General features: G+C 72.6%; 13 protein-coding genes and 1 pseudogene. 6 read left to right on the plus strand and 8 right to left on the minus strand.

All coding sequences use genetic code 11. The features are described 5' to 3' along the window. Positions 1-82: 82 nt before the first annotated feature. A pseudogene (locus AB0I06_RS27535) lies at positions 83-1,501 on the plus strand (streptophobe family protein); the annotation flags it as partial. Between the two features lie 1,189 nt (positions 1,502-2,690). Then, complete coding sequence (gene serB, locus AB0I06_RS27540) at positions 2,691-3,917, plus strand: phosphoserine phosphatase SerB (RefSeq protein WP_363121518.1); 1,227 nt, start codon at positions 2,691-2,693, stop codon at positions 3,915-3,917. A 59-nt stretch (positions 3,918-3,976) separates the two neighbouring features. Here serB and AB0I06_RS27545 read toward each other — a convergent pair whose 3' ends face one another. From AB0I06_RS27545 to AB0I06_RS27560, 4 genes are all read right to left on the minus strand, one after another. Beyond that, positions 3,977-4,495, minus strand: a complete 519-nt coding sequence (locus AB0I06_RS27545; RefSeq protein WP_363121519.1) for a histidine phosphatase family protein — start codon at positions 4,493-4,495, stop codon at positions 3,977-3,979. 65 nt (positions 4,496-4,560) lie between these two features. After that, positions 4,561-4,767, minus strand: a complete 207-nt coding sequence (locus AB0I06_RS27550; protein ID WP_363121520.1) for a hypothetical protein — start codon at positions 4,765-4,767, stop codon at positions 4,561-4,563. Between the two features lie 165 nt (positions 4,768-4,932). Then, positions 4,933-5,049 (minus strand): SGM_5486 family transporter-associated protein, encoded by a 117-nt coding sequence (locus AB0I06_RS27555; protein WP_363121521.1) that lies wholly within the window; start codon positions 5,047-5,049, stop codon positions 4,933-4,935. 67 nt (positions 5,050-5,116) lie between these two features. After that, entirely contained in the window at positions 5,117-6,496 is a 1,380-nt protein-coding gene (locus AB0I06_RS27560; RefSeq protein WP_363121522.1) for a CynX/NimT family MFS transporter, read from the minus strand. Positions 6,497-6,566: 70 nt separating this feature from the next. On the opposite strand from AB0I06_RS27560, the gene AB0I06_RS27565 reads away from it, so the two are divergent. Next, positions 6,567-7,259, plus strand: coding sequence for a FadR/GntR family transcriptional regulator (locus AB0I06_RS27565; protein ID WP_363121523.1), 693 nt, complete (start codon positions 6,567-6,569; stop codon positions 7,257-7,259). Here AB0I06_RS27565 and AB0I06_RS27570 read toward each other — a convergent pair. From AB0I06_RS27570 to fabG, 3 genes are all read right to left on the minus strand, one after another. Next, the gene (locus AB0I06_RS27570) at positions 7,237-7,584 is read right to left on the minus strand and encodes a hypothetical protein (RefSeq protein ID WP_363121524.1); all 348 of its coding nucleotides are present in this window, start codon (positions 7,582-7,584) and stop codon (positions 7,237-7,239) included. The two genes, AB0I06_RS27565 and AB0I06_RS27570, sit on opposite strands and share 23 nt — an antisense overlap. Before the next feature lie 161 nt (positions 7,585-7,745). Next, positions 7,746-8,513, minus strand: a complete 768-nt coding sequence (fabI, locus tag AB0I06_RS27575) for an enoyl-ACP reductase FabI (RefSeq protein WP_363121525.1) — start codon at positions 8,511-8,513, stop codon at positions 7,746-7,748. A 5-nt stretch (positions 8,514-8,518) separates the two neighbouring features. Beyond that, positions 8,519-9,238 (minus strand): 3-oxoacyl-[acyl-carrier-protein] reductase, encoded by a 720-nt coding sequence (gene fabG, locus AB0I06_RS27580; RefSeq protein ID WP_363121526.1) that lies wholly within the window; start codon positions 9,236-9,238, stop codon positions 8,519-8,521. Between the two features lie 271 nt (positions 9,239-9,509). On the opposite strand from fabG, the gene AB0I06_RS27585 reads away from it, so the two are divergent. The 3 genes from AB0I06_RS27585 to tyrS are packed head-to-tail and all read left to right on the plus strand — an operon-like array spanning position 9,510 to position 13,749. Next, the gene (locus tag AB0I06_RS27585; protein WP_363121527.1) at positions 9,510-11,033 is read left to right on the plus strand and encodes a TldD/PmbA family protein; all 1,524 of its coding nucleotides are present in this window, start codon (positions 9,510-9,512) and stop codon (positions 11,031-11,033) included. Continuing rightward, the gene (locus AB0I06_RS27590; protein ID WP_363121528.1) at positions 11,030-12,424 is read left to right on the plus strand and encodes a metallopeptidase TldD-related protein; all 1,395 of its coding nucleotides are present in this window, start codon (positions 11,030-11,032) and stop codon (positions 12,422-12,424) included. The genes AB0I06_RS27585 and AB0I06_RS27590 overlap by 4 nt, the downstream gene beginning before the upstream one ends. A 56-nt stretch (positions 12,425-12,480) precedes the next feature. Beyond that, positions 12,481-13,749, plus strand: a complete 1,269-nt coding sequence (gene tyrS / locus AB0I06_RS27595) for a tyrosine--tRNA ligase (RefSeq protein ID WP_363121529.1) — start codon at positions 12,481-12,483, stop codon at positions 13,747-13,749. Between the two features lie 64 nt (positions 13,750-13,813). Here tyrS and AB0I06_RS27600 read toward each other — a convergent pair whose 3' ends face one another. Continuing rightward, positions 13,814-14,089 (minus strand): GlsB/YeaQ/YmgE family stress response membrane protein, encoded by a 276-nt coding sequence (locus AB0I06_RS27600; protein WP_363121530.1) that lies wholly within the window; start codon positions 14,087-14,089, stop codon positions 13,814-13,816. Positions 14,090-14,097: the final 8 nt, after the last annotated feature.

Genomic DNA, 14,097 nt, shown 5'->3' on the forward strand with positions numbered 1-14,097 from the left:
GAAATCGGGCCGGAGAGTGGTATTTCGACGCGAGGGGGACATGCTCGGTGTTCCCGCCGCGCAGCGGATCGGGGGGTCTGCCATGAGTGCTGCCACAGGGGCCGAGACGGTGAGGGACGGCACGCGGGTGCCGTGGGGGGACGTGCTGATGTCCGCCGTGGCCGCCGTGAGCTGGGCGTTGATCGGGATGGCGGGGACGGCGGCGCTGGGCCTGCGGCTGCTGGAGGCCGATGCGGCCGGATCGCTGGGGCCGATGACGGCGGCGGCGGTGGCTCTGGGGGCGGGTGGGTCGGTGACGCCGTCCGGTGATGTGTCGGCGTTCGGCCTGACGGGCGCGGAGGCGGACACGGCCATCGAGATCACGCCACTGGGGGTGAGCCTGGTCGGGGCGGTGCTGCTGGCGTTCTTCTTCCTGAGGTCCTTGCGGGCGGCGGGAGTTGTGATCTCACCGGCCGAACTCGCCGCGCGGGCGGGGGCGGTGGTGGCGCTGTTCGTGGCGATGCTGGGCGGGCTGGCGTGGGCGGGGCACGATGTCATCACGATCGACGGTGGGTCGCTGGGGCTGGACGACGTGACCGGCGGCAGCGGGGGCGTCGAGGTACCGGGGCTCGGGGACATCGGGGGGCTGTTGCCGGACCGGCTCGGCGACCTGGTCGACGCGCGGGCCGCGGTCGGCTTCACGGTCGATACCGCCCCGACGCTGCTCGGCGGGCTCGGCTGGTCGACCGGCGTCCTCGTCATCGCCCTGCTGGCCTCGCGCCGTACGCCGCTGCCGCCGGGCTGGGAAGCCGTGCACCGGGTCGTGCGGCCGGCCGTGTCGGCGGTGGTGACCGTGCTGTCGGTCGCGGTGGCGGCGGGGCTCGCCGCGGCGGCGTACGCGACGGTCGGCGACGACCATCCCCGGCGCATCGCCGGCGCGGCTCTGCTCGGGGCGCCGAACGGGGTGTGGCTCGGCATCCCGATCGGCCTTCTCGTGCCGTGGGACGGGCATGCGACGGGTGAACTCACCCGCTTCCTGCCGGACCCGCTGGACGACCTGCTCGGCGCCGGGGGCGACCGGCCGGTGACCCTGGGCCGGCTGGCCGAGCTGGACGGCCGGGTATGGCTGCTGGGGGTGGCGGCGGCGTCGATGATGCTGCTCGCGGGGGTGCTGACCGGGGTCCGTACGCCGGTCGTGGAAGAGCCGGGCGGGGTTCGCTTCGCGGGGCGGTGTGCGCTGCGGCTGGGGACCGCCACGGCGTTCACCCTGCCGTTGCTGGCCTGGCTGACGGACGTCTCCGTGACCGCCTCCCTGTCCGTCCTCGGCTTCGACGCGTTCGGCGCGGGCCTCGCCCTGCACGGCCACCTCGGCATGGCCTTCCTGCTGGGCGCGGTGTGGGGCGCGGGGGCCGGAGCGGCGGGGGCAGGCCTCGCACGGGCCTGCGGAGCGGCGGGCCGCCACGCCACGGCGATGGCTCGGGGGGCCGGCGGGGGTGCGGGCGGTGCCGGGCTCGGCACGGGGGCGTGGAGGGGTGGTCCCGGGCAGCCGCACCGAGGCGAGGCCGCCGAGGGGGCCTGGCAGGGTGAGGGCGCCGGGCGGGGACGGCCTGGCCCCGGCGACGCCGTGCAGCGGCCCGGAGACAACGCCGCCTTCGGGCAAGCCCAGGCCTGGAGCGAGGGCTCCGGGACCGCTGGGCACGGCCACGGGGCCGGGCAGGGACGGCCTGGACCTGGCAATGCCATGCAACAGCCCGGAGACAACACGCCCGTCGAGCAGACCCAAGCCTGGAGCGACGGCTCCGGGCCGACTCGACACGGCCAGGGAACCGAGCGGGGATGGCCTGGGCCCGGCAACCTCGTGCAGCCGCCCGGAGACAACACCCCTGGGCAAGCCCAGGCCTGGAGCGACAGCTCCGGACCCGCCGGACACGGCCACGGGACCGGGCAGGGATGGCCGGAACCCGGCAACGCCACGCAGCAGCCCGCAGACAACACGCCCTACGGGCAAGCCCAGGCCCGGAACGACGGCTCCGGACCCGCCGGAGAAGGCCAGGAAGCCGGGCAGGGCTGGCCTGGGCCCCGCGGCGCCACGCACCTGCCCGCAGACGACGCCCCCTACGGCCAGGCTCAGGCCTCGAGCGACGGCTCCGGACCCGCCGGACACGGCCAGGGAGCCGGGTCGAAGCGGCCAGGGCAGGGCGAGGCGGCGGGGGGTGGGTCCGACGCCGGGGCCGGGCGGGCCGGGCGGGCTTCGCGCGGTGAGGAGGTCGGGCCGTACACACCGGGCACGCCGTACCGGCCGCCCGACCCGGGCACCAACCCCTACCTCCGGGTGCCGGAGGACGCAGGCGCGGCGGCCGAGCCCCGGCCCGCCGCACCGCCGGACGACGGGCCCCCCGCCCCCCGCGACCTCTACGCCGCTCCCACCGTCATACGGCCGGTCAAGCCGCCGCCGCGCGGTCCGCGCCAGGGGGCAGGGCCCGGGAACGACAACGGGCCGCCCGCGCGGCCGGACGACGGGCCGCCGCCTCCGCCGCCCCCTCCCCCGCCGCCGCCGCGGAAACCGCGGGGTGGGAGGTGACCGCCGAGGGGGCCGGGACGCGGTACCGGTGCGTCAGGTTCGCGTCACCGGCGCGACATCCAGAGTTCGCTGTCCGCCAGACGGACCTGGAGGGCGGTCCGCCCTGCCCGCCGGATACGGTGGAACCACCATGAGCGCTTCGCAGACCTCGTCCTCCGACCTCCCTGCCGACGTCCCCACCCTCCTGGTGAAGATCTTCGGCAAGGACAGGCCCGGCATCACCGCCGGTCTCTTCGACACCCTCGCCGCCTACTCGGTCGACGTCGTCGACATCGAGCAGGTCGTCACCCGTGGCCGGATGGTGCTGTGCGCGCTCGTGACCGAGCCGCCGCCCGGGCTCGAAGGCGACCTGCGGGCGACCGTCCACAGCTGGGCGGAGTCGATGAAGATGCAGGCGGAGATCATCTCCGGCCGCGGCGACAACCGCCCGCGCGGACTGGGCCGCTCCCTGGTCACCGTGCTCGGGCACCCGCTCACCGCCGAGGCGACGGCCGCGATCGCCGCGCGGATCACGCAGACCGGCGGCAACATCGACCGTATCTTCCGGCTCGCCAAGTACCCCGTGACCGCCGTGGAGTTCGCCGTCTCCGGCGTGGAGACCGAGCCGCTGCGCACCGCCCTGGTGACGGACGCGGCCAGACTCGGCATCGACGTGGCGGTCGTCGCCGCCGGCCTGTACCGGCGCGCGCAGCGCCTGGTCGTCATGGACGTCGACTCGACGCTGATCCAGGACGAGGTCATCGAGCTGTTCGCCGCGCACGCCGGCTGCGAGGACAAGGTCGCCGAGGTGACGGCCGCCGCGATGCGCGGGGAGCTGGACTTCGAGCAGTCCCTGCACGCGCGCGTGGCACTGCTGGAGGGGCTGGACGCCTCGGTCGTGGACAAGGTGCGCAGCGAGGTGCGGCTGACGCCCGGCGCCCGCACCCTGATCCGTACGCTGAAGCGGCTCGGCTACCAGGTCGGTGTCGTCTCGGGCGGTTTCACCCAGGTCACCGACGATCTGAAGGAGCGGCTCGGGCTGGACTTCGCCCATGCCAACACCCTGGAGATCGTCGACGGCCGGCTGACGGGCAGGGTCACCGGCGAGATCGTCGACCGGGCGGGCAAGGCCCGGCTGCTGCGCCGGTTCGCCGCGGAGGCGGGTGTGCCGCTGTCGCAGACCGTGGCGATCGGTGACGGTGCGAACGACCTGGACATGCTGAACGCGGCCGGGCTCGGGGTCGCCTTCAACGCCAAGCCGGTGGTGCGCGAGGCCGCGCACGCCGCCGTGAACTTCCCCTTCCTGGACACCGTCCTGTACCTGCTGGGCATCACGCGCGAAGAGGTCGAGGCGGCGGACATCCTCGACATCGGCTGAAGCGTGCGGCAGGGGCCCGGCGCCATACCGGCGCCGGGCCCCTTGTCAGACGGGGGCCGTCACTCGGCAGGCGCCCAGTAGTCCCGCAGTGTGGCCACACCCGGCTCCAGGCCCTTCCACGCGCCGGTGAACGACAGCACGGCGAAGGCGGCGGCCGGGAAGCCCCGGCGGACCATCCGCTCCCGGGCCTCGTCCTCGCCGGAGCCCGCCAGGACCTCGGCGAGACCCTGGATGCCCGGGTTGTGCCCGATCACGAGGATGTTCCGGGCGTCGTCGGAGGTCTCGTTGAGCAGGGCGATCAGCTCGCCCGGGGAGGCCTCGTAGATCCGCTCCTCGTAGACGGTTTTCGGCCGCTGCGGGAACTCCTGGACGGCGAGCTTCCAGGTCTCCCGGGTGCGGACCGCGGTGGAGCACAGGGCCAGGTCGAAGGCGATGCCGGTGTCGGCCAGCCTGCGTCCGGCCTCCGCCGCGTCCATGCGGCCCCGGTCGGCGAGCGGACGCTCGTGATCGTTCACCTGCGGCCAGTCGGCTTTCGCATGGCGGAAGAGGACAATCCTGCGGGGTTCTGCGACGCTCATGAGATCCAGCTTCGCATGAAACACGCCATCGGGCGCAGGGAGTTGACCGCCGGCGTCGGCCGTGGTCAGCGGGCTGTCAGCTCCTGAAGACGCTCGAAGAGCTGGGTGATCGCGGGGTCGCCGGTGGCCGCGTGGGCGCCGGACGGGTTCAGGATCAGGGCGAGCAGCGCGGTGAAGGCGAGCACGGGCAGGGCGAGAGCCCACCAGGGCAGCCGGCCGGCGGCACCGGCCCGGGTGGCCGGGTGGAGCCGGGTGTGCGTAGGGGCCGACATGGGTGCCTCCGCTCTCCGAGTGGTCGGTGGCCGTCTCGCGGCCACACACTCGACGCTACGGAATCCGCGGCTGCCGACCCATCCGGTGATCCACCCACTTGACCCTGACCCTGGCCCCCTAGGGGACAGGGGGGCTGGCCCCACCCCGGGTCGCGCGCCGGCGGGTCATGGCGAGGCGATGGTCGCGATGACGGCGATGACGAGGAAGATCGCGAAGAAGGCACCGAAGACGAGCAGCATCTTCTTCTGACCGTGCTGGGGATTCGGGTCGAGCACTGGCATGGGGCAAGTGTCCCACTCCTGGTGCGCGCCGCACGCCCCGGGGTGACGCGCGGCCCCTGGGGGCGGCTCAGCGGGCGGCCTCGTCCTCCACCGTGCGGTCGCGGCCGGCGAGGAAGCCGACGGCCATCTGCGGGATCATCAGGGCGCTCATCAGCGCGATCGGCAGGCCCCAGCCGCCGCTGTGCTGGTAGAGGACGCCCACCAGGAGCGGTCCGGGAATGGAGATCAGGTAGCCGGTGCTCTGCGCGAAGGCCGACAGCTGGGCCACGCCGGGGCCCGTCCTGGCCCGCATGCCGACCATGGTCAGGGCGAGCGGGAAGGCGCAGTTGGCGATGCCGAGGAGCAGGGCCCAGGCCCAGGCGCCGGCGGCGGGCGCGAGGTACAGCCCGGCGTAGCCGGCCAGGCCACAGAGGCCCAGGGCGAGCACGATCGGGGCCTGGTGGGGCAGCCGGGTGGCCAGGCGGGGTATGACGAAGGCCAGGGGCACGCCCATGACCATGGTGACCGCGAGCAGCAAACCCGCAGTACCGGCGGGCACACCGGCGTCCCGGAAGATCTGCGCCATCCACCCCATGGTGATGTAGGCGGCGGTGGCCTGGAGCCCGAAGAAGACGGCCAGGGCCCAGGCGGTGCGGCTGCGGGCCATCCGCAGCCGGGGCGCCTCCACGCGCGCGTGCGGCGTCGCGGCGGGAGGCTGTGCCCGGGTCGCCGGGTCCCGGTCCGGGCCGGGTGCGTCGCCGCCGGCCGCCGCTGCCGCGGTCTGCTCCCCCGTCCCGGGGGGCGTCCGGCGTCCGCGGACGAAGGGCAGCCACGGCAGGACCGCCGCCACCGCGAGCCCCGCCCACAGGGCCAGACCCGTCTGCCAGCTGCCGCCCAGGGTGTCGGTCAGGGGCACCGTCACGGCGGCCGCGAGGGCCGTGCCGAGGGCGAGGGCCATCGAGTACAGGCCGGTCATGGAACCCACCCGGTCGGGGAACCAGTGCTTGACGATGACCGGCATCAGGACGTTGCTGACCGCGATGCCCATCAGGGCCAGGGCGCTGCCGGCCAGGAAACCGGCCGTGCCGCCGGCGTAGGGCCGCACGATCAGGCCGGTGGCGATGGCGGCCATGCCCGCGCACACCACGGCGCCCGCTCCGAAGCGGCGGGCGAGCCGCGGGGCCATGACGCCGAAGACGGCGAAGCACAGCGGTGGCACGGAGGTGAGCAGCCCGGCCACGCTGCCGCTCATGCCGAGACCGTCGCGGACCTCCTCCAGGAGGGCGCCGAGGCTGGTGATCGCGGGGCGGAGGTTCAGCGCGGACAGCACGATGCCGAGGACGAGCAGCCGCACGGTCCACGCGCGCGGGGCCGCGCCGCCCTCTTTCGCGGCGCCGGGCGCGGCCGGGTCGCGTACGGGCGGGGGTGTCATCGTCCGGGTTTCCTCATGGGGCATGAACCCCATCATAGAATCATGGGATGATTGACTGTCCAGTGGGCGGCAGCCCTCCGGTGCCCCGGTCGTGGGAAGGTGTGCCATGCCTCTGAGCCATCCCCGTCGTTCGGCCCTGTCCGAGCAGGTCATCGCCGCGCTGCGAGCCCAGATCACCTCGGGCGAGTGGCCGGTCGGCTCCCGGATCCCGACCGAGCCGGAACTGGTCGAGCAGCTGGGTGTCGCCCGCAACACGGTCCGCGAGGCCGTGCGCGCCCTGTCGCACAACGGCCTGCTGGACATCCGCCAGGGATCCGGCACGTACGTCGTGGCCACCAGCGAGCTGGCGGGCGTGATGCAGCGGCGGTTCGCCGAGGCCGATCCCCGGCACATCGCCGAACTGCGCTCCACGCTGGAGTCGGCCGCCGCCCGGCTGGCCGCCGGGCGCCGCACCGAGAAGGACCTCAAACAGCTCGACGCGCTGCTGCTGCGGCGCGAGGAGGCCTGGGAGTCGGGCGACAAGGAGGCGTTCGTGACCGCCGACGCGACCTTCCATCTGGCCGTCGTGTCCGCTTCCCACAACGACGTGATGACGGCCATGTACGCGGACCTGGGCGAGGTGCTGCGGGACTGGCTGCGCGAGGACGTCGGCGAGGAGCTGACTCCGGAGACGTACATGGACCACGGGCGGCTGCTCGACGCCATCCGCGCGGGCGAGGCGGACACGGCCGCGGCGGAGGCCGCCCGTTATCCCTTCCTGTGCCGGCCGGGCGGGATCAGCTCTCCCGCCGGTGACTGATCCACACGTGGCCGACCTCTTTCCAGCACCGCCCCGTCAGCCGCACCGTCTGCGCGGGCCCGGCCTCCACGGGTGAGCTGTCGGTGTCGATGTCCCACCAGCGGGCGCACTCCACGTGCAGACTCACCCGGTCGGTCTCCGGGTAGGGGTTGTGGCAGTACGCGGTCACCTTGGAGCCGGTCACGCGGATCCGGCACGCGGCGCCGAAGGGCCCGGCGGACTCGTGCCCGGCGGCCGGCGCGTGCGTGTGGGGAACCGCCTCGTACGCCAGGGTCAGCACGAGCGCGGCGACGGACAGTGAGGCCGTTCGGCGGGACAAGCGCACAAGGGGACCTCCTCGGCCGTGCTGGGGAGGGGCTCGCGTGGTGAACGCGTACTCCACAGTGCCCAGTTGCCGGCCCTTCCCGCCCGGCCTGCTGAGCCGAACGGGTGACGCCCCGCTCCCCGCGCGCTGCGGGGACGGGGCGTCGGCGAGGTACCGGGAGATCAGGCTCCGATGGCGTGCAGACCGCCGTCGACGTGGACGATCTCGCCCGTGGTCTTCGGGAACCAGTCGCTCAGCAGGGCGACGATGCCGCGGCCGGCCGGCTCGGGGTCCTTCAGGTCCCACTCCAGCGGGGAGCGGCTGTCCCACACGGAGGCCAGCTCGCTGAAGCCCGGGATGGACTTGGCGGCCATGGAACCGATCGGGCCCGCCGAGATCAGGTTGCAGCGGATGTTCTGCTTGCCCAGGTCACGGGCCATGTAGCGGCTGGTGGCCTCCAGCGCGGCCTTGGCCGGGCCCATCCAGTCGTACTGCGGCCAGGCGAACTGCGCGTCGAAGGTCAGACCGACGACCGAGCCGCCGTTCTGCATCAGCGGCAGGCAGGCCATGGTCAGCGACTTCAGGGAGTACGCCGAGACGTGCATGGCGGTGGCGACGGACTCGAACGGCGCGTTGAGGAAGTTGCCGCCGAGGGCGTCCTGCGGGGCGAAGCCGATGGAGTGCACGACACCGTCCAGGCCGCCCAGCTCCTCGCCGACGACGTCGGCCAGGCGGGCCAGGTGCTCGTCGTTGGTGACGTCGAGCTCGATGACCTTGGTGGGCTTCGGGAGCTTCCTGGCGATGCGCTCGGTCAGCGTGGGCCGCGGGAACGCCGTGAGGATGATCTCGGCGCCCTGCTCCTGGGCCAGCTTGGCGGTGTGGAAGGCGATGGAGGACTCCGTCAGCACACCGGTGATCAGGACGCGCTTGCCCTCGAGAATTCCGCTCATGGTGATCAGTGACCCATTCCCAGTCCGCCGTCAACGGGAATGACGGCTCCAGTGATGTACGAGGCGTCGTCCGAAGCGAGGAACCGCACCGTCGCGGCGATCTCCTCCGGCTGCGCGTACCGGCCGAGCGGCACCTGCGACACGATGGCCGAGCGCTGCTCGTCGGTGAGAACCTTGGTCATGTCGGTGTCGACGAAGCCGGGCGCGACGACGTTGAAGGTGATGTTGCGCGAGCCCAGCTCACGGGCGAGGGAGCGCGCGAAGCCGACCAGGGCGGCCTTGGAGGCGGCGTAGTTGGACTGGCCGGGACCGCCGTACAGCCCGACGACCGACGAGATGAGCACGACGCGGCCCTTCTTGGCGCGCAGCATGCCGCGGTTGGAGCGCTTGACCACGCGGAAGGTGCCGGTGAGGTTGGTGTCGATGACCGAGGTGAAGTCCTCCTCGGACATGCGCATCAGGAGCTGGTCCTTGGTGATGCCGGCGTTGGCGACGAGGACCTCGACGGGGCCGTGGGCCTCCTCGATCTCCTTGTAGGCCTGCTCCACCTGCTCGGCGTCGGTGATGTCGCACTTGACGGCCAGGCAGCCCAGTTCCGTCAGGGCGGCCGGCGGCTCGCCCGAGCGGTACGTGATGGCGACCTTGTCGCCGGCATCGGCGAAGGCGCGGGCGATGGCGAGGCCGATGCCCCGGTTGCCTCCGGTGACGAGAACCGAGCGGCTCAACGGATCACCCTTTCGATAGCGGTCTGAATACTCCGCCCCCGCGCCCGGACGACAGGCAGCGATGACAGGCGGCTTCCTCGAAAACCTATCGGTCCGGACAGCCCCTCGGACAATCGGGCACCCACAGTGGCGTACGGGACTCACTGTCGGATCCCTACAGAAAGCCGCGGGTCCGGAGCATGAAACTCATGGCCCGCGCGCGGGATGGGCGACATGATCGGAGCAGCCAGACACACGACGACCACGGTCACCTCGACAGAAAGAGACGGCGGTGCCTCATACCATCGACGAGGCCTTCACGGCCCTCCCCCTACGCGCCCTCGCCGACGCGGCCCTCGCACGCGCGCGTGCGCTGGGCGCCGAGCACGCGGACTTCCGGTTCGAGCGGGTGCGGGGCGCCTCCTGGCGGTTCCGGGACGCCAAGCCCGCCGGGTCGTCGGACACCACCGACCTCGGCTACGCGGTGCGGGTGGTGCACGGCGGTACGTGGGGCTTCGCGTCCGGCGTGGACCTCACCATGGACGCCGCCGCCCGGGTCGCCGGGCAGGCGGTGGCGATGGCCAGGCTGTCCGCCCAGGTGATCAAGGCGGCCGGCTCCGACGAGCGTGTGGAGCTGGCCGACGAGCCGGTGCACGCGGACAAGACGTGGATCTCGTCGTACGAGATCGACCCGTTCTCGGTGCCCGACGAGGAGAAGGCCGGGCTCATCGCCGAGTGGAGCGCACGGCTGCTGGCGGCCGACGGGGTCGACCACGTCGATTCCTCGCTGCTCACGGTCCACGAGAACAAGTTCTACGCCGACACGGCCGGGACCGTGACCACCCAGCAGCGCGTGCGGCTGCACCCGGTGTTCAACGCCGTGTCGGTGGACGAGTCCAGCGGCGAGTTCGACTCGATGCGCACCCTCGCCCCGCCCGCGGGACGCGGCTGGGAGTACCTGAAGGGCACCGGCTGGGACTGGGAGGGCGAGCTGGAGCGGATCCCGGAGATGCTCGCCGAGAAGATGCGGGCGCCGAGCGTCGAGCCGGGCCTGTACGACCTGGTCGTCGACCCGTCCAACCTGTGGCTGACCATCCACGAGTCCATCGGGCACGCCACCGAACTCGACCGCGCGCTCGGCTACGAGGCCGCCTACGCCGGCACCTCCTTCGCCACGTTCGACCAGCTGGGCAGGCTGCGCTACGGCTCGGAGCTGATGAACGTCACCGGCGACCGCACCGCCGAGCACGGCCTGGCCACGATCGGCTATGACGACGAGGGCGTCGCGGCGCAGTCCTGGGACCTGGTCAAGAACGGCACCCTCGTCGGCTACCAGCTGGACCGGCGCATCGCGAAGCTGACCGGCTTCGAACGGTCCAACGGCTGCGCCTACGCCGACTCCCCCGGCCACGTCCCGGTGCAGCGCATGGCCAACGTCTCCCTGCGGCCGGACCCGGCCGGAATGTCCACCGAGGACCTCATCGGGGGCGTGGAGCGCGGCATCTACGTCGTCGGCGACCGGTCCTGGTCGATCGACATGCAGCGCTACAACTTCCAGTTCACCGGTCAGCGGTTCTACCGCATCGAGAACGGGCGGCTCGCCGGGCAGCTGCGCGACGTCGCCTACCAGGCCACGACCACCGACTTCTGGGGCTCGATGTCGGCCGTGGGCGGACCGCAGACCTATGTGCTCGGCGGTGCCTTCAACTGCGGCAAGGCGCAGCCCGGGCAGGTCGCGGCCGTGTCGCACGGCTGCCCGTCGGCCCTGTTCAAGGGCGTCAACATCCTCAACACGACCCAGGAGGCCGGTCGATGAGCGCGCGCACCACCAAGCCCCACGAGGTCGTCGAGCGCGCCCTCGAACTGTCCCGGGCGGACGGCTGTGTCGTCATCGCCGACGAGCAGTCCACCGCCAACCTGCGCTGGGCGGGCAACGCGCTGACCACCAACGGTGTGACGCGCGGGCGCACGCTGACCGTGATCGCCACGGTCGACGGCAAGGAGGGCACGGCCTCCGGCGTGGTGTCACGGTCCGCCGTGACCGCCGACGAGCTGGAGCCGCTGGTGCGGGCCGCCGAGGCCGCCGCGCGCGGCGCCGCGCCCGCCGAGGACGCGCAGCCGCTGGTCACCGGTGTGGAGCGGTCGCCCGGCTTCATGGAGGCGCCCGCCGAGACCTCCTCGGCCGTGTTCGCCGACTTCGCCCCGGCGCTCGGCGAGGCCTTCGCACGCGCGCGTGCGGGTGGCCGTGAGCTGTACGGCTTCGCCAACCACGAGCTGGTGTCGTCGTACGTCGGCACCTCCACCGGTCTGCGGCTGCGGCACGACCAGCCGAACGGGACGCTGGAGATGAACGCCAAGTCCCCGGACCGGACCCGGTCGGCGTGGGCCGGGCGCTCCACGCGGGACTTCGAGGACGTCGACCCGGCGGCGCTGGACGCGGAGCTGGCCGTGCGTCTGGGGTGGGCCGAGCGGCGTGTGGAGCTGCCCGCCGGGCGCTACGAGACACTGCTGCCGCCGACGGCCGTGGCGGACCTGCTGATCTACCAGATGTGGTCGGCCTCGGGCCGGGACGCGGTCGAGGGCCGCACGGTGTTCTCCAAGCCGGGCGGGGGCACGCGGGTCGGCGAGAGGCTGACCGATCTGCCGCTGACCCTGCGCAGCGACCCGGACGAGCCGGGCCTGGAGTCGGCGCCCTTCGTGATCGCGCACTCCTCGGGGGGCGATCAGTCGGTGTTCGACAACGGGCTGCCGCTCGGGGCCACCGAGTGGATGAGCGAGGGCGTGCTGCGGCACCTGACGACCAGCAGGCACAGCGCGGGCCTGACCGGCCTGCCCGTCGCGCCGGGCATCGACAACATCGTGCTGGACGGCGGCGAGGACCGCTCCCTGGACGAGATGGTCGCGAACACCGAGCGCGGGCTGCTGCTGACCTGCCTGTGGTACATCCGCGAGGTCGACCCGGCGACGCTGCTGCTCACCGGTCTGACCCGGGACGGCGTCTACCTCGTCGAGAACGGCGAGGTGACGGGTGAGGTGAACAACTTCCGGTTCAACGAGTCCCCGGTGGGCGTGCTCGGCCGTGCGACGGAGGCGGGCCGGACCGAGAAGACGCTGCCGCGCGAGTGGAGCGACTGGTTCACCAGGGCCGCGATGCCGGCGCTGCGCGTCCCCGATTTCAATATGAGCTCTGTCAGCCAGGGCGTATAACCTCGTACCCGGCTGTCACCCGACTGCCCGGAGAACATCGAGGAGACACGAGAACCGTGACGGACATCGTCGACGAGCTGAAGTGGCGCGGGCTGTTCGCCCTGTCCACCGACGAGGACGCTTTGCGCAAGGCGCTCGCGGACGGTCCCGTCACGTTCTATTGCGGTTTCGACCCGACGGCGCCGTCGCTGCACGTGGGGCACCTGGTGCAGGTGCTCACCGTGCGCCGGCTCCAGCAGGCCGGTCACCGGCCGCTGGCCCTGGTCGGCGGGGCCACGGGTCTGATCGGTGACCCGCGCCCGACCGCGGAGCGCACGCTGAACGACCCGGAGACGGTCGGCGGCTGGGTCGACAGGCTGCGCGCCCAGATCGAGCCGTTCCTGGACTTCCAGGGCGAGAACGCGGCCGTCATGGTCAACAACCTCGACTGGACGCAGAACCTCTCCGCGATCGAGTTCCTGCGCGACATCGGCAAGCACTTCCGCGTCAACAAGATGCTGACGAAGGAGTCCGTGGCCCGCCGCCTGGAGTCCTCCGAGGGCATCAGCTACACGGAGTTCAGCTACCAGCTGCTCCAGGGCATGGACTTCCTCCAGCTCTACCGCCGCTACGGCTGCACCCTCCAGCAGGGCGGCAGCGACCAGTGGGGCAACCTCACCGCGGGCCTGGACCTGATCCACCGCCTGGAGCCCGACGCGACCGTGCACGCGATGGCGACGCCGCTGATGACCAAGGCGGACGGCACCAAGTTCGGCAAGACCGAGGGCGGCGCCGTCTGGCTCGACCCGGAGATGACGACGCCGTACGCGTTCTACCAGTTCTGGCTGAACGTGGACGACCGGGACGTCTCGAAGTACATGCGCATCCTGTCCTTCCGTTCCCGCGAGGAGCTGGAGGAGCTGGAGCGGCAGACGCAGGAGCGTCCGCAGGCCCGGGCCGCTCAGCGGGCCCTCGCCGAGGAGCTGACGACGCTGGTGCACGGCGCCGACCAGACGGCCGCCGTGATCGCCGCGTCGAAGGCCCTCTTCGGGCAGGGCGAGCTGGCGGACCTCGACGAGAGGACGCTGGCCGCGGCCCTCTCGGAGGTGCCGCACGTCCGGGTCGCCGAGCTCGGCCCGGCCGTGGACCTGTTCGCCGAGGTCGGGCTGGTGGCCAGCAAGTCGGCCGCGCGCCGCACGGTCAAGGAGGGCGGCGCCTACGTGAACAACGTGAAGGTCGCCGGTGAGGACGCCGTCCCCGCGCAGGAGGACCTGCTGCACGGCCGCTGGCTGGTGCTGCGCCGGGGCAAGAAGAACCTGGCGGCCGTCGAGGTCACGGGCGGCTGAGTGCACGGCGAAGGGGGCGGTCTCCGGCGGTGCCGGAGACCGCCCCCTTCGGGCGTGTGTCCCGTCATGCCCTGCGTCTGTCTCCCCTGGCCGCCGTCCAGGCCCGGTCGCCCAGACCGACGAGGATGACCGCCATGACCAGCTGGAAGACGTGCCGCCACCAGTCGATTCCCGCGGTGGCGTCGACGCCCGCCGCCCGGGCGATGGCGTTGCCGGCGATGCCGCCGATCATGCCCAGGATGACGGTCAGCCACAGGGGAAGGTGTTGTTTGCCCGGAATGATCGCTTTCGCGATCAGGCCGAGCACCAGTCCTACGATGATCGCCCACAACCAGCCCATCCCTGCCT

This window comes from Streptomyces sp. NPDC050674 (genome assembly GCF_040654575.1).
Classification (GTDB): domain Bacteria; phylum Actinomycetota; class Actinomycetes; order Streptomycetales; family Streptomycetaceae; genus Streptomyces.